The 15,618-nt window shown below is 71.7% G+C and carries 11 protein-coding genes and 1 pseudogene; 4 read left to right on the top strand and 8 right to left on the bottom strand.

Going from position 1 to position 15,618, the window contains the following annotated elements:
• The first annotated feature begins 51 nt into the window (after positions 1-51).
• From Q5425_RS34540 to Q5425_RS34550, 3 genes are all read left to right on the top strand, one after another.
• Positions 52-1,689 carry a GMC family oxidoreductase N-terminal domain-containing protein gene (locus tag Q5425_RS34540; protein WP_308676559.1) on the top strand — a complete coding sequence of 546 codons (1,638 nt, stop codon included), beginning with the start codon at positions 52-54 and terminating at the stop codon, positions 1,687-1,689.
• Positions 1,686-3,260: a succinic semialdehyde dehydrogenase gene (locus tag Q5425_RS34545; protein WP_308676560.1), complete on the top strand. Its 1,575-nt coding sequence runs from the start codon at positions 1,686-1,688 to the stop codon at positions 3,258-3,260. Before Q5425_RS34540 ends, Q5425_RS34545 begins: the two co-directional genes overlap by 4 nt.
• 81 nt (positions 3,261-3,341) lie before the next feature.
• Positions 3,342-3,710, top strand: coding sequence for a hypothetical protein (locus Q5425_RS34550; protein WP_308676561.1), 369 nt, complete (start codon positions 3,342-3,344; stop codon positions 3,708-3,710).
• A 27-nt stretch (positions 3,711-3,737) separates the two neighbouring features.
• Here Q5425_RS34550 and Q5425_RS34555 read toward each other — a convergent pair whose 3' ends face one another.
• The 7 genes from Q5425_RS34555 to Q5425_RS34585 all read right to left on the bottom strand — a co-directional run bounded on the left by Q5425_RS34555 (position 3,738) and on the right by Q5425_RS34585 (position 11,836).
• On the bottom strand, positions 3,738-5,195 hold the full coding sequence (locus Q5425_RS34555) for a phospholipase D-like domain-containing protein (protein WP_308676562.1): 1,458 nt from the start codon (positions 5,193-5,195) through the stop codon (positions 3,738-3,740).
• Between the two features lie 51 nt (positions 5,196-5,246).
• A complete protein-coding gene (locus Q5425_RS34560; protein ID WP_308676563.1) occupies positions 5,247-6,167 on the bottom strand; it encodes a PDR/VanB family oxidoreductase in 921 nt (306 codons plus the stop codon).
• Positions 6,167-6,325, bottom strand: a complete 159-nt coding sequence (locus tag Q5425_RS34565; RefSeq protein ID WP_308676564.1) for a hypothetical protein — start codon at positions 6,323-6,325, stop codon at positions 6,167-6,169. Before Q5425_RS34565 ends, Q5425_RS34560 begins: the two co-directional genes overlap by 1 nt.
• Positions 6,322-7,353 carry an aromatic ring-hydroxylating dioxygenase subunit alpha gene (locus Q5425_RS34570; RefSeq protein ID WP_308676565.1) on the bottom strand — a complete coding sequence of 344 codons (1,032 nt, stop codon included), beginning with the start codon at positions 7,351-7,353 and terminating at the stop codon, positions 6,322-6,324. The genes Q5425_RS34565 and Q5425_RS34570 overlap by 4 nt, the downstream gene beginning before the upstream one ends.
• 85 nt (positions 7,354-7,438) lie before the next feature.
• On the bottom strand, positions 7,439-8,197 hold the full coding sequence (locus Q5425_RS34575; protein WP_308676566.1) for an IclR family transcriptional regulator: 759 nt from the start codon (positions 8,195-8,197) through the stop codon (positions 7,439-7,441).
• Between the two features lie 22 nt (positions 8,198-8,219).
• Positions 8,220-9,161 carry an acyl-ACP desaturase gene (locus Q5425_RS34580; RefSeq protein ID WP_308676567.1) on the bottom strand — a complete coding sequence of 314 codons (942 nt, stop codon included), beginning with the start codon at positions 9,159-9,161 and terminating at the stop codon, positions 8,220-8,222.
• 86 nt (positions 9,162-9,247) lie between these two features.
• Positions 9,248-11,836, bottom strand: coding sequence for an alpha-glucuronidase family glycosyl hydrolase (locus tag Q5425_RS34585; protein ID WP_308676568.1), 2,589 nt, complete (start codon positions 11,834-11,836; stop codon positions 9,248-9,250).
• Positions 11,837-12,001: 165 nt separating this feature from the next.
• Between Q5425_RS34585 and Q5425_RS34590 the strand changes: the two are divergent.
• Positions 12,002-15,298, top strand: a pseudogene (locus tag Q5425_RS34590) (TM0106 family RecB-like putative nuclease); the annotation flags it as partial.
• 7 nt (positions 15,299-15,305) lie between these two features.
• Here the strand turns inward: Q5425_RS34590 and Q5425_RS34595 are convergent.
• Positions 15,306-15,464, bottom strand: coding sequence for a hypothetical protein (locus Q5425_RS34595; RefSeq protein WP_308676570.1), 159 nt, complete (start codon positions 15,462-15,464; stop codon positions 15,306-15,308).
• Positions 15,465-15,618: the final 154 nt, after the last annotated feature.

Below are 15,618 nucleotides of genomic sequence, written 5' to 3' on the forward strand. Positions count from 1 at the left end.
TGAACTAGAACACGTTATAGTTCGCGTGACCGGTCGTACCGAGGAGCGAGCATGGCGAAAAGGGCGGCGCTCGGCGACGAGGCCGACTACGTCGTCGTCGGGTCGGGGAGCTCGGGAGCCGCGATTGCGGGACGGCTCGCCCAGTCCGGGGCCAGCGTGATCGTCCTGGAGGCCGGGAAGAGCGACCAGGGGCTGCTGGTCAAGAAACCCGGGCTGGTCGGTCCGATGCACGCGGTGCCGCAGCTGAAGAAACCGCTCGACTGGGGCTTCTACGGCGTCCCGCAGAAACACGTTCTCGATCGCCGGATGCCGGTGCCGCGCGGCCGGGTCGTCGGCGGCTCCAGCTCCATCAACGGCATGGTCTACGTCCGCGGCAACCGCGCCAACTTCGACTCCTGGGCCGCCGAGGGCAACACCGGCTGGGACGCCGACAGCGTCAACACCGCCTACAAGCGGATGGAGGACTTCGAGGACGGCGAGAACGCCTTCCGCGGCGCGGGCGGGCCGATCCGGGTCACCCGTGCGAAGAACCCCCAAGAGGGCTCGCTGCAGTTCGTCGACGCCACCGCCGACGCGCTCGGCTGCAAGATCCTCGACGACTACAACGCCGAGTCCCAAGAAGGCGTCAGCCGGATGCAGCAGAACGCCGCCGACGGCCTGCGCTACAGCGCCTCGCGCGGCTACCTCCACCACCTCGCGCCCCCGACGCTGCAGCTGCAGTCCGGGGTGCTGGTGACGAAGGTGCTCATCGAGAACGGCCGCGCCGTCGGCGTCGAGGTCGTCGACCGGGGCCGTCCGCGGACCGTCCGGACCGTCCGCGCCGGCAAGGAGGTCATCCTCTCCGCCGGGTTCGTCGGCTCCGCGCAGCTGCTCATGCTGTCCGGCATCGGCCACGCCGAGCACCTGAAGGAGCACGGCATCGACGTGCTCGCCGACCTGCCGGTCGGGGACAACATGCACGACCACATGTTCCACGCCCTGACGTTCCACGTGTCCACCAGCAAGAACAAGGGCACGGCGCCGTACTTCGCGCGCGGGCTGGCCCGGGAGCTGCTCCGGCCCGGCACCACCTTCCTGGCCAACTCGGTCTTCGAAGCCGTCGCGTTCCTGCGGACCTCGCAGGCCGAAGCGATCCCCGACCTGCAGCTGCACCTGCTGCCGTGGGCGTACGTGTCGCCCAACCAGGACGCGCCGATCCGCCACGACGTCGACAAGCGCCCCGCGCTCACCGTGCTGACGACGCTGATCTACCCGAAGAGCCGCGGCACGCTGCGGCTCGCCTCGGCCGATCCCGCCGCGGCACCGCTCATCGACTTCCGGTACCTGTCCGACCCGGCCGACCTCGAGCTGCTCGGCGAAGGCTCGGAGATGGTGCGCGAGATCTTCGCGTCGAAGGCGTTCAAGGGTGCGGTCAAGGAAGAGATCCACCCGGGGAAGGACCTGCGCGGCCAGCCGCTGCGTGACGCGATCCTCAACCGCGCGACCTCGGTCTACCACGGCGTCGGCACCTGCCGGATGGGTGTCGACGAGCTCGCCGTCGTCGGCTCCGACCTGCGCGTGCGCGGCGTCGAGGGCCTGCGGGTCTGCGACGCCTCGATCATGCCGTCGATCACCGGCGGCAACACCAACGCGCCCTGCATCATGATCGGGGAAATGGGCGCCCAGCTCGTCCTCGGGAGCCGGCCATGACCCTCACGCCACTCGAACTCACCCGTCCGGCGTCGGTGACGGACGCGTTCCTGGCGCAGCTCGTGGCGCGCGTGCCGGGCTCGTCCGGCGCGACCTGGAAGCTGACCGAGGTCTACACCGGCGACGTGCTCGTCGAACTACCGCAGTCGGCGCCGGAAGACATCGAGCGGGCGTTCGCCGTCGCGCGCGAGGCCCAGCTGAAATGGGCGGCCACGCCGCTCAAGGACCGGCTGGCGGTGTTCAAGCGGGCGCACGCGCTGTTCGTCGACCGCGCGCGGGCGATCGCCGACCTCATCCAGGTCGAGAGCGGCAAGAACCGGCGGATGGCGATCGAGGAGACCTGCGACCCGCCGATGGTGATGAGCCATTACCTGAAGCGGGCCGCCCGGCTGCTGGCACCCACCCGGCGCGGCGGCCCGGTGCCGCTGCTGACGACGTCGACCGAGATCCGGCAGCCCAAGGGCGTCGTCGGCATCATCGCGCCCTGGAACTTCCCGTTCGCCACCGGCGTTTCCGACGCGGTGCCGGCGCTGATGGCCGGCAACGCGGTCGTGCTGAAGCCCGACAACAAGACGGCGCTTTCGCCGCTCTACGGCGTCCGGCTGCTGGAGGAAGCGGGCCTGCCGGAAGGGCTGTTCCAGGTGGTCTGCGGCGAGGGGCCCGACGTCGGACCGACGTTGATCGACCACGCGGACTACGTGATGTTCACCGGTTCGACGGCGACCGGCCGGGTCATCGGCGAGCGGGCGGGCCGCAACCTCATCGGCTGCTGCCTCGAGCTCGGCGGCAAGAACCCGATGATCCTGCTGGAGGACGCGTCGCTCGAAGAAGCCGTCCAGGGCGCGGTCTTCGGGGCGTTCGGCAACACCGGCCAGATCTGCATGCACATCGAGCGGATCTACCTGCCGGAGTCCCGCTACGAGGAGTTCAAGACGGCGTTCGTGGCGGCGGCTTCGGCCCTCGACTTCCGCGCGGCGTACGACTTCGGGCCCGACATGGGCTCGCTGGTCTCGGTCGACCACATGCGCCGCGTCAAGTCCCATGTGGACGACGCGGTGGCCAAGGGCGCCACGGTCCTCTGCGGCGGCAAGCCCCGCCCCGACCTCGGCCCGGCCTTTTTCGAGCCGACCGTCCTCGAGGGCGTCACCACGGACATGCTCTGCGGCGTCACCGAGACGTTCGGGCCGGTGGTGGCGCTGCACAGGTACCGCACGGTCGACGAAGCGGTGGCGCTGGCCAACAACACCGACTACGGCCTGAACGCCTCGGTCTGGAGCACCGACGTCGCGGCGGCGCGCGCGGTGGCGGCCCGGATCGAGTCCGGCAACGTGAACGTGAACGACATCCTGGCGACCGCGTACGCGGCCAAGGGGACACCGTCCGGCGGGGTGAAGAACTCCGGCGTCGGCGCGCGCCACGGTGACCAGGGGCTGCTCAAGTACACCGACGTGAAGAACCTGGCCGTGCTGAAGAAGCAGGTGATGGGGCCCCGGCCGGGGCAGGGGTACGAGAAGTACGTGGAGAGCATGCTTTCCGGGCTGAAGCTGATGCGGAAGCTGCGGATCCGGTAGCCGCATCGGGCGCTCCGGTATGGTTGCCGGGATGGCGGAGATCCGCCTGGCTTCCACTGTTTCGGAGCGGATGCGCCGGCGATGATCACCTCGGCTGACGAGTTCATCAGGCTCAGGCACAGTGCCGACCCTGCCGACTATCGGCGTGCGGCCGGCGAATCGGCGCCGTTGGAGGTCTGGCTCGACGTCATCGAGCGGTATCCGGAATCTCGGGTGTGGGTGGCTCACAACAAGACCGTGCCGATCAAAGCGCTGGCCGTTCTCGCCGAGGATCCGAGCTCAAGGGTTCGGTTGGCGGTGGCCATGAAGAGGAAGCTGACCTCGGAGCTGCTGGTTCGTCTTGGTGGCGCGGCACCGGAACACTCCCGGGAGCATCTTGGCAGAGCTTGCCCGAGACGACTGGGAAATGTTGCCATCGTCGCGCTGGAGCGGCTTGGTCGCACACCCTGAGAGGAGTGCTTCCCCAGGCACACCCGCTCAGCCGTCCACGAGCAGTCCCCTCAGCGGGCCCTGCAGCCGGGCCGCGCGGCGTGAGGCCCCCGGCAGCAGCACCAGCCGGTGGGTCCGCTGCTCGCCGCGGCGTTCCCGCTCGGCCTGCTCCTCGGCCAGCGGCCGCCACAGGTTGTCCACCACGTCCGCCGGGTCCCGGTCCGCCAGCTCCTCCACCGGACGGCCCAGGTGCTCGGCCCACAGCCGCAGCCGCGCGCCCCGGGCCACCTCCGGGTCGTCGGTCGCGATGTTGACCTCCGTGTCGTTGAACAGCGAATGCTCGTTGAGGTTCGCCGAGCCCACCGTCAGCCACTCGTCGTCCACGATGCCGAGCTTGGCGTGGACGTACACCGGGGCCGCGGAGTCGCCGTCGTGGGCGCTGATCGTCGCGGCCAGCAGGCGGTGGTGGCCGTCGTCCGCGTCCAGCAGCCTGCCCAGCTGGCCGCGCGTGGTGTCCGAGCCGTTGCTCGGCTTGCGCGGCAGCAGCAGGACCACGCGGAACTGGTCGTCCGGCGGGTTGCGCAGCTTGTCGAGCAGCACCTCGGCGATCTCCGGCGACCACAGGAACTGGTTCTCCAGGTAGATCAGCCGCCGCGCCGAGCGCAGGGCCCGCAGGTAGCCGTCGAGGAGCGTGAACTCGCCTTTCGGCAGGAAGTCGTACGTGTTGTTCGGCACCGTCCGCTGCAGCTGCACGCGGCTGCCACCCACGGGTGCCGGCACCGCAGGCTGCGGCAGTTCTTCACCGGCCACCTCGGTCCACCGCCGCCGGAAGTGGTCGGCGACGTCGGCGACCACCGGGCCGTGGAGCCGCGCCATCAGGTCGTGCCACCCGATCTGCCGCGGCGGGTGGTCCGGGCTGTCGTGCCGGTCGCCCTCCAGCGCGGTGAAGTCCACCCCGCCCACGAACGCGACGGCGTCGTCGACGATCACGAGCTTCTCGTGGTGGCAGTGCAGGGTCCGCTCGCGGGAATCCAGCACGCAGCGCACATCGGTGCCCTCGGTGAACTTCCGCCGTTCGGACCGCGCCAGCTTCCGCGACGGCTGGAACGCGGGGAAGGGCGGCCCCGCCCAGAGCAGGACCCGGACCTCGACCCCCCGGCCGGCGACCTCGGCGAGCAGCTCACGCAGGGTGGGTGAGCCGGGCTCCCGCGTCAGCCGGAAGTCGGCGCTCGCGTGCCAGTTGGCGATGTGCACGTGCGATTTCGCCTGCCGGATGGCCTCGGCGACGGCCGGCAGCGACTCTTCGCCGTCGATGAGCACCTCGACGCGGTTGCCGTCGCGGACGGGCGCCCGCCCGCCGAGCCGGTCCTCCGCACCACCCGGTTCGAGCACCGAGCCCCAGCCGAGCCCGCGCAGCCGCCGCCGGTGGTGGGCGCACAGGGCGCCCTCCAAACCGTCGCCCAGCCGCTCGTCCACCTTGTCCAGGAAAGAGTGAAAGGTCTTCACCCGTCCAATATCACTACAGATCGGCGCGGCTCGCCGTGCAGTGACTCTCTGTCAGAGGTCGAGCACCAACCGCGGCGAACAAGCCCGCGAGACGCAGAGCATCATCACCTCGTTCTCCAGCCGCTCATCCGCGGTCAGCACCGAGTCGCGGTGGTCCGGCTCGCCGCCGAGCACACCGGTCTCGCAGGTCCCGCACGTCCCCTCGCGGCACGAAGACAGCACCGGGACCCCCGCCTCCTCCACCACCTCGAGGATCGACCGGTCCGCCGGCACCGGCAGCACCCGCCCCGACCCGGCCAGCTCGACCTCGAACGCCGTGCGCGGACCTTCCTCCAGCCGAGCGGTGAAGCGCTCGACGTGCAGGTCGGCCGGGGCGAGTGCCTCCACCGCGGCCAGCAGCGGTTCCGGGCCGCAGCAGTACACCGCCGTGCCCGGCTCGGCCGCGGCCAGCAACGCCGGCAGGTCCAGCAGCCCGTGCTCGTCCTGGGGGCGGAACGTCACGCGGTCGCCGTGGCGGGACAGCTCCTCCGTGAACGCCATCGACGCGCGCGTGCGGCCGCCGTAGACCAATTGCCAGTCGCGGCCGGTCGTCGTGGCCCGGGCGAGCATCGGCAGGATCGGCGTGATGCCGATGCCGCCCGCGATGAACAGGTACCGCTCGGCGTCCACCAGCGCGAAGTGGTTGCGGGGGCCGTCCACCCGGACGCGGTCCCCGGCGAGCAGCTTGTCGTGCACGTACGCCGAGCCGCCGCGGCCGCCGGGCTCCCGCAGCACCGCGACCTGGTACACCGACGTGTCTGCCGGATCTCCGCACAGCGAGTACTGCCGCACGACGCCGTCGGGCAGCAGGAGGTCGACGTGGGCGCCCGGCTCCCACGGCGGCAGCGGCCCGCCGCCCGGCGCGCGGAGGGTGAGGCGGACGACGCCGTCGGCCGCCTTTTCCTTGTGGTCCACCAGGAGATCGAGGGTCATCAGTGTCCTTCGGGGTGGGCGAGCAGCCAGTCCCACAGCTGCACGGGGTCTTCGAACTCGCGCTCGGCGCCGCAGTGGCAGACCGCGCGCAACCGGTCGGTGCCCAGCACCCAGTGGATCCGGTAGACGCGGTCGCCGGCGAGCATCGGCCGGTTCACGAGGCCGCCAGCCGCTGGAGCATGCGGCGGGCCGCGAGGCCGCCGGTGTCGATGTTGATCGACAGCTCCTGGTAGCCGTCCGGCTCGGTGGCGATCACCCGCTCGAGGACGTCCAGCGCTTCGACGTCCTGCAGCACCACCGTGCGGTTGTTCTCCGCGAGGAACGCCGAAACGCCTTCGTCGTCGAGAGCGAAGTCCCGGGCCACCGCCCAGAAGTCGTGCGTGGAGCGCTCGGTCTCGGGCGTGATCGCGTAGACGACCTCGACGTGGAAGGCGTCCGGGTCGCTGCCGTCCGGGTTCGGCACCGACCCGACCGGGGCGATCCGGCTGTGCAGCTTGTACAGGCACGGCGGCGTGTACTCGATGTCCTGCCAGCGGGTGATGCGGCCCTCCAAGCCGGTCGACTTGGCGTAGAAGGGCGGGCACGCCGCGTCCGCCATGTGCCGCGAGACGTAGACGATGCCGGCTTCTTCGTCGACTTCGGTCGTGATCGGCGTTTCGGCGACCTCCGGGGTGCCGATGTAGCCGCCGTGCAGGTAGGTCTCATGGGACAGGTCCAGCAGGTTGTCCACCAGCAGCGAGTACCGCGCCTTGAGCGGTTCCATCCCGGCGACCGTGGTGTAGCCCGGCGAGTCGAGCCAGGGCGCCCGCGGGATCGCCGAGGCGTCGGCCTTCGCGGGGTCGCCGATGAACACCCAGACGAAGGAGTCCTGCTCCACCAGCGGGTAGTGCGTCAGCCGCGCGGTCCGCGGCACCCGGGTCTGCCCGGGCACGGCCACGCACTTGCCGTCCACGCCGTAGGTGAACCCGTGGTAGCCGCACACGACCTGGTCGTCGACCAGCCGGGAAGGCGCCTGCGACAACGGGAACCGCCGGTGCACGCACCGGTCGGCCACCGCGGTGACGCTCCCGTCGCGGGTCCGCCAGAACAGGATCGGCTCGCCGCAGATCGTCCGGCCGAACAGCTCGGCGCCGATCTCGGAGCCGTAGGCGGCGACGTACCACTGGTCGCGGGGAATGGCGCTCATCGGGGTCGTCCTTTCGTGGTGGGCCGGGTCACAGCCTGGGGGAGCGGCCCGGCGCCACGAAGGGCGATTCCATAAGATGAAAAGTTCAGCCCAGTGCCCGTGAGATCGCCCGCGCGCTGGTCATGACCAGCGGGGCGAGGGCGTGCGGCGGGACGCTGCCGTACCGGACGACGAGCGACACCGCGGCGATCACCCGGCCCCGCGCGTCGTGGATCGGCGCGCCGACCGACAGCGCGTCCATGGTGACCTGGCGCTCGCTGATGGAGAACCCGTGGGTGCGCACGTCGGCCAGCAGGTGCCGCACCCGGTCCGGGTCGGTCACGGTCTCGCTGGTGTACCGCTCGATCGGACGGCCGAGGACGTCTTCCTGCACTTCGGCGGGGGCGTGGGCGAGCAGGACGAGCCCGACACCCGTCGCGGTCAGCGCGAACCGCCCGCCGACGCGGGTCAGCACGGGCACGGCCCCGGTTCCGGCGATCCGCTCGATGTACACGACTTCGGTCCCCTCGCGGACGGCGAGCTGGACGTTCTCCCGGGTGATCTGCGAGAGGTCCTCCAGGAACGGCAGGGCGCGTTCGCGCAGGCCGAGGCCCCGCGGCGCGAGCGAGCCCAGCTCCCACAGCCGCAGCCCGACCCGGTAGACGCCGGCCTCGTCGCGCTCCAGCGCGCCCCACGCGCAGAACTCCCGCAGCAGCCGGTGCGCGGTCGCGGCGGGCAGCCCGGTCCGGCGCGCGACCTCGCTCAACCGCAGCTCCGGGCGGTCCGGGGAGAACGCCTCGAGCACCCGCAGTGCGCGCCCGAGCACGGGCCCGGTGGTGCCGGGAACGCGACCTCGGTGCGGCACGGCGACCTCCGGCGGGTGCGGCTCAGAGGTCCACTATGCCCCGCGCCGCCCGGCGCGCGGCGGCCGCGTCCCGGCGTTCCTCGAAGCGGGACGCCTGCGTGTCGAGCCCCTTGACGAAGGTGGCGAGTTCCTCCCGCGCGGCTTCGCCGGCCGCGCCGAGGCCGGTCAGGTCGAAGACCTTCCAGTACCGCAGCAGCGGCTGGACGACGTCGTCGTGGTGGATGCGCAGGTCGTAGATGCCGGCCTTGGCCATCAGCGCCGCCTTGCGCTGGAAGCTCGGGATCACCGCGCCCGGCATCGCGAAGTTCAGCACCTCGTCGGTGATCGCCCGCATCATCGCGTCGGGCGAGATCTCCAGGGCCGCCTTGACGAGGTTGCGGTAGAAGACCATGTGGAGGTTCTCGTCCGTCGACACGCGGGCGAGCAGCCGCTCGGCCAGCGGGTCCTGGGTGTAGCGGCCGGTGTTGCGGTGCGAAAGCCGGGTCGCCAGCTCCTGGAAGGAGACGTACGCGCAGACGTTCAGCAGCGGCTTGTCGCCGGTGTCGTAACCCGCCTGCATCGTCTCCATCCGCATCCGCTCCAGCTCGACGGGGTCGACGGCGCGGGTGACCAGCAGGTAGTCGCGGATGCAGATGCCGTGGCGGCCCTCTTCGGCCGTCCACCGGTGCACCCAGGTGCCCCACGCGCCGTCGCGGCCGAACGCGCGCTCGATCTCGCGGTGGTAGCTGGGCAGGTTGTCCTCGGTGAGCAGGTTGACTTCCAGGGCCGTCCGCGCGATCGGGGTCACCCGCGACTGCTCCGGGTCCCACGCCTCACCGCCGAGCTCGGCGAAGTCGCGTCCCTGGCTCCAGGGGACGTATTCGTGCGGCATCCACTCCTGGGCGGCGGCGAGGTGCCGGTTGAGGTTCTCTTCGACCGTGCCTTCGAGTTCGTGGAGCAGGCGGGTGGTTTCGGGGACCGGCATGAGGGGACGTCCTTCCGTACCTACGCGACCGTAACTTACGGTGCCGTAGGATAACGACAACGGACGCGGGTGCGCGGAGGTTCCCCTCAGTGCGTGAGGTCAAACACGTAATCCTTGAGGATGGGCCCGAAGAAGCTCCTCCCGGTGACCCGCACGACGGCGCGCCCCGGCACCTCACGAGCTTGCGAGAGGACCTCGCATCTGACGGTGGGATCGGCGGGCACGACCTTGGTGATCTTCGGCGAAGCACCGGCCGGCAGCGGGATCGGAGAGGACGCGGCGCCGGCGTCGAACCCGCCGATCGTCCGGCCGCCGACCACGATCGAGATCGCGAGCGGCCCGTTCGTCGGGACGGGCCGGCCGTTGAACTCCTGCCAATAGCGCACGCAGGTGTCCCGCCAGCTGCCCGCGTCGGCCTCGTGGGCGGCCAGCTTGGCCTTCACCTCGGCGAAGCGCCGCGCGTCGACGTGGGGCTCCAGGGAGTCCCAAGCCCGGCGCATCCAGCTCACGTAGTGGACGCCCGTCTGGTAGCGGTACACCAGTTCGTCCCAGAAGATCCGGCCGCTGCGCATCCGCCGGTCCCACGGCACGTGGTGGAACCACATCAGCAGGTTCTCGGGGACGGTCTCGATGTCGCCGTACCGGGCCGCGAGCACCGGGAAGTACTGCGCGGTGAAGCCGCTCCCGGTGGGCGAGCGGTCGTAACCCAGCCCGGCCGGGTCGGCGCGGTTGTAGTACACCGGGCTCCAGTCGTCCCGCGCCAGCCGTTCGGCGGGGTTGGGGCCGTAGTGGTCGCTGGACCGGAACTGGTGCGCGACGCCGAGCGGGGTCTGGTAGCTCACCAGCGCTTCCCGGGAACCCATCATCATCGCCACGACGGTCCGGACGAGGAAGTCGCGGTTGCCCCAGGTCAGCCGGACCCAGTCCTCGGCGATGCTCCGGGAGTCCAGGGTCCAGTCCCACGCCAGCCTGCCGAAGGCGTACAGGTTCGCCTGCGCGAAGTGGTGCCCGGTCAGGTTGCCGGCGTTGCCGAAGTTGGCCACGCCGACGATCGCGCTGTCCGGGTGGCCCTGGGCCGTGCCGTCCACCACGTGGCCCACCAGGCGCCGGCGCAGCAGCTTGCCGTGCTCGTCGGTGGCGTAGGTGTCGGAGTTGAGCACCTCTTCCCACAACGGGCCGAGGTAGCACAGCATCGTGTTCTGCCCGGTGTACTCCTGGGTGACCTGCAGTTCCAGGGCCTGGTTCGTGTGTTCCATCCGGCCGAACAGCGGGTTGGCGGGCTCCCGGGCCTGGTAGTCGAGCGGCCCGTTCTTGGTCTGCAGGAAGACGTTCTCCGCGAACCGGCCCGTCGTCCCGTCGGGCTGCGGCTCCTCGTCGATGGGGCCGAACTCCAGGTAGGCGCGCTTCAGTCGGTCCTCGTCCACGTCGGCGTTGTAGACGAACGTCCGCCAGAAGATCCGCATCCCGAGCGGCGCCACCGCCGCCGCCATGCCGTTGGCGCCGTCACCGTGGTCGTAGCCCAGGTCCTGGGGACCCGGCTGGCCCTCGGAGTTGGCTTTGACGGTGAACCCCATGAAGTCGGGGATCGCGGCCTGCAGCTGCCGGGCCCGGCGGGTCCACCAGTCCCGGAACCGGTCGCTGTAGGGATCCAGCTGTTCCCGGGTGAGGGTGTCGGGCGCGAACCGGGCGTCTGTCGGGGCCGCGTAGTTGATGGACACGGCCAGCTTGATCCCGTACGGGCGCAACGCGTCCGCCAGCGCGGCTTCCTGCTCGATGGCGGCCGGGGTGAGGTAGAAGCTGTTGGCGTTGACGTTGTTGATCGTGATGCCGTTGATGCCCACGGAAGCCATCGCCCGTGCGGCCACGAGGTAGCGGTCGAGGATCACCGGCAGGTTCAGCCCGGCGGACGCGCCGGTGGCGGTGAAGTCGAAGATCGCCCCGTTTTCGCCGTTCAGCCCGCCCGTGCCCGCCGGGTTGTTCCCGGCGTAGAGGCGCTCGGTCTCCCAGTAGTTGAGGTACCGGTGGTTGATCCTGGGCACCGACGAGAGGTCCAGGTGGGTGACGGGCTGCTGGGCCTGCAGACGCCGGAGGAAGGCGAACGTCCCGTACAGGGCGGCGAGATCGGTGTTGCCCGCGATGACGATCGCCCGGTGCCCGCCCCGCGACAGCGAGCGGATGAGGTAGCCGTCGTCACCGAGCGGCTTCAGGTCGTGGGCGGGAACGTACCGGCGTACCAGGGACGAGCTGTCCGGGGTGCCCACGACCACCGCGCGGTCGGGGAACCCGTCCCGCACCGGCACGGACCGCCCCAGCAGCCCGCCGAGGCCACGGACGAGTTCGTCCCGCGCCGCTTCCAGGGTGCTCTGCACCAGGTGCTCGGTGGACCCGGGGGCCATGCTCAGGTTCGCCGTGTGGCGGTGGACCGGGCTCCGGCCGGCGTTCTCCACGACGATCGCGCCGAGCGCGGCCCGGTACCGGGCCAGCAGACCGGGATCGGCGACCGGCTCGTAGCGCAGCCACAGGTCCGAGCCGTCGTAGTCGCCCGGGAAGGCGCCCGGAGGACTCGCCTGCGCCGGAGCGGCGCTGAACATCGAGGTGGCCACGACAGCTCCGCTGCCGATCAGGAAGGAACGCCGGCGCAACCGGCTCTGCTCGTTCTCGTCGCTGGAAGACACCGCGCCCCCATCGTGTTCACGAGTATTTAGTTCGGTTCCCGCACTATTGCGGGCGTGGTCCGCGCTGTCAAGAATTGGCGATATACCAGGGAATTCTCGAAAGTTTCGGCGTGTCGGCACGCCGTGCTCCGGCCCGGATGACCGGCCGTGTCAGACTGCGCGGCGATGCTCACCCCAGCCGATCTCGCCGACCTGCTCGAGTGCGAGCACCGCAGCATCCTCGTCCAGGCGCTGGCCGCCGGCCTGCCGGGAGCACCGCGGCCCGCCCCCGGGAGCCACGGGATCGCCGGCGTCGAAGACCTCACGCTCGCCGCGAAGGCGACCGAAGAGGCATTGCGGTCCGGAGTGCCGGTGATCCACCGGGCCGTCTTCCTCGACGGCGAGTTCTCGGCGCAGGCGGACCTCCTGGTTCAGGACGGCGAAGGCCGCTACGAGGTCCACGACACGACCCCGGTCCGGCAAGCGACGCCCGCCGCGGTGGTCCGGCTGACGGCGTGCGCCGACGCGGTGAGCCGGGCGGGCTGGCCGGCCGGGCCGCACCTGCACCTCCGGCTGACCGACGGCGGCACCCGCACGCTGCGCGTCGAGGACTTCCGGCCGCTGGTGGACCGCCTGCGGGCCCGGCTGCTGGGCCGGCCGCCGCGGCTGCCGGTCCCGCTGTGGGCCGACGAACGCCCGGCCTGCGCCGGCTGCCGGTTCGACCGGCACTGCGCGTCGGCCCGGGAAGCCGACCGGGACCTCTCGCTGGTCGCCGGGATGCGCGCCGACCAGCGCCGCAAGCTGGCCGCCGCCGGGCTCGGCTCGATCGACGCGCTGGCCGCGGCCGGTCCGGACGACCGGCCGCGGGACCTGTCGGTGACGTCGTTCGCGGCCCTGCGCGCCCAGGCCGCGCTGCAGGTCCGCCAGGACGCCACCGGCGAGATCGCCTACGAAATCGTCGATCCCGACGCGCTGGCCACCCTGCCGGCCCCCGCGCCGGGTGACGTGTTCGTCGAGGTCGCCGGCGACCCGCACGCTCTCTCGGGCGAAGGGCTGGAGTACCTCTTCGGCGCGGTCACCGCGGACGGCGAGCGCCGGTTCACGCCGTTCTGGGCGCACAGCCGCACCCAGGAGCGGCGCGCGTTCGAGGAGTTCGTCGACTTCGCCGCGGCGCAGGTCGCCGAACACCCCGGCTCGCACGTCTACCACTACGCGCCCTACGAGGTCACCGCGATCAAGCGGCTCGCGGCGGTGCACGGGACCCGCGAGGAGACCGTCGACCACCTGCTGCGCAGCGGCGCGGTGGTCGACCTGCACGCGGTCGTGCGCAAGGCGCTGCGCGTGTCGCAGCGGTCGTACTCGATCCGGCACCTCGAGCCGCTCTACCAGCCCGGCGCCCGCGGGAAGACCGCCGTGTCGGACGTCGAGGCGTACGAGGAGTACCTGGCGCTCGCCCAGTCCGGGGAGCCGCAACGCGCCGAGGAAGTCCTGCGCCGCATCGGCGAGAACACCGAGGACGACTGCGTCTCCGCGCAGCGGCTGTTCGGGTTCCTGCACCGGGTCCGCGCCGAGGCGGGGATCGAAGTCCCGGAGCCGGCGGAGGAATCCGCCGAGGACGCGCTGCTGCGCGCGGCCGAGGAAGACGTCGCCGCCGAGCGCCGCGCCGAACGGGCCGCGCAGCTGGCCGCGCTGGTCGACCCCCTCCTCGAAGGGCTGCCGGACGACCCGGGCGACTTCACCGGCGAAGAGCGGGCCCGCGCGCTGCTGGCGGCGTCCGTCGGCTACCACCGCCGCGAGACGAACCCGGCGTGGTGGGAGTACTTCCGCCAGCTGGCCGCCCCGCTGGGCGACCTCGAAGTGGACACCGCGTGCGCGGTGCCGGTCTCGCTGGAGGCGGGGGAGTGGGTGCCGCCGGCCGGGCGGGCGCGCACCGCGAAGCGGACGCTGCTGCTGGCGTGCGACCCCGACCGGCCGCACCCGTTCGCCCCCGGCGACGACGTGCGGCTGCGCTACGGCGACACCGCCCGCGACGCGAAGGTCGTCGCCGCGTCGGCCGTGGAACTGACTCTGGAAGAGAGCTGCCCGCCGGACGCGACCACGAACGACCGGCCGACCGCGGTGCTGCCCGGCAGCCCGGTGCGGCCCTCGCCCAAGGACGAAGCGGTCGCCGACCTCGCGCGCCTGGTCGTCGACACGCTGCCGGAGCTGCCGCGGCACCCCGGCGTCGACCTGCTCCGGCGGACGCCACCGCGGCTGCGCGGCGGCGCGGCGCTGCCGGCACCGGGGGAGGACCTGGTCGCCACGGTGATCGAGGCGGTCGACGCGCTCGACGGCTCGACGCTCGCCGTGCAGGGGCCGCCGGGAGCGGGCAAGACCTACCTGGCCGGCAAGCTGATCGCCCGGCTCGTGCGGGCGGGGCGGACCGTCGCGGTCACCTCCACCAGCCACAAGGCGGTGGAGAACGTGCTGAGCGCGGCCATGAAGAGCGCGCCGGAGCTGCCGTGCGCCAAGCGCGCGAAGAAGACCCCGGACCCGGCCGCGCCGTGGGAGCAGCCGAAGAGCAATCCCGCGCTGGTCAAGTGGCGCGAAGAGCACGACACCGGGCACCTGGTCGGCGGGACGGCGTGGACGTTCGCCAACGCCGCGATCCGCGAAGAACCCTTCGACCTGCTGATCATCGACGAGGCAGGCCAGTTCGCCCTCGCCGACGCGCTCGCGGTGTCGATGTGCGCCAAGAACGTCCTGCTGCTGGGCGACCCGCAGCAGCTGCCCCAGGTGGTGCAGGGCACGCATCCCGCGGGCGCCGAGGCTTCGGCGCTGGGCCACCTGATCGGCGACGCCGACATCATGCCGCCTTCGCTGGGCTACTTCCTCGACGAGACCCGCCGCATGCACCCGGCCGTGTGCGAACCGGTGTCGAAGCTGTCCTACGCCGGGCAGCTGCACGCCCACCCGTCGGCCGCGGACCGCGCGATCGAGGGCGTCGACGCGGGGCTGTACCTGGCCGAGACCGACCACCGCGGCAACACGACCCGCTCGGTGGAAGAAGCGGCCGCCGTCGTGCGGATCGTGTCCGAAGTGCACGGTCGCTTGTGGACCGACCACGGACGGACGCGGCCGCTGGGCGACCACGACATCGTGGTCGTCGCGCCCTACAACCTCCAGGCGCGCACGGTGACCCGTGTCCTGGAGGAGGCCGGGTTCGCGCAGGTCCGGGTGGGCACGGTCGACCGGTTCCAGGGCCAGGAGGCCCCGGTGGTGATCACCACGATGACGTCGTCGTCGGCGGTCGACCTGCCCCGCGGCCTCGACTTCCTGCTCTCCCGCAACCGCCTCAACGTGGCGCTGTCGCGGGCGCAGGCGCTGGCGGTCCTGGTGTGCTCGCCCCGGCTCGTCGAGGCCGACATCCGGACGGTGGACCAGATGCGGCTGGTCGCGGGCATGATCGGCCTGACGGCCGCGGCGCGCCCCTGGCCGGCCGGGTAGCCGGTCAGCTGGGCGGTTCGACTTCGCCCGCGTCTTCCTCGACGTCTTCCGTGTCGGGCTTCTTCCGGTCGGCTTCGGGGATCTCGACGTCGAGGTCGAGCTCCGGGGTGCCCGGCGGCCGCGGGGCGTCGGGGGTCAGGGGCTGGTTCTCGGATTCGGTCATGGGAGGCGGTTACCCCGGGCGCCGGCTCTGCACACCGCAGGCGGCCCGGGGGAGGGATCCGGTGTCGCGAATGACTCATTCGGGACCTCCGACCCCGGACGCCGCGCCGGCCAGCGCGGCTTCCGGCTGCCACGCCAGGCTGTCCCAGTCGTGC

The sequence above is a fragment of the Amycolatopsis sp. A133 genome (genome assembly GCF_031082405.1).
Classification (GTDB): Bacteria; Actinomycetota; Actinomycetes; order Mycobacteriales; family Pseudonocardiaceae; genus Amycolatopsis.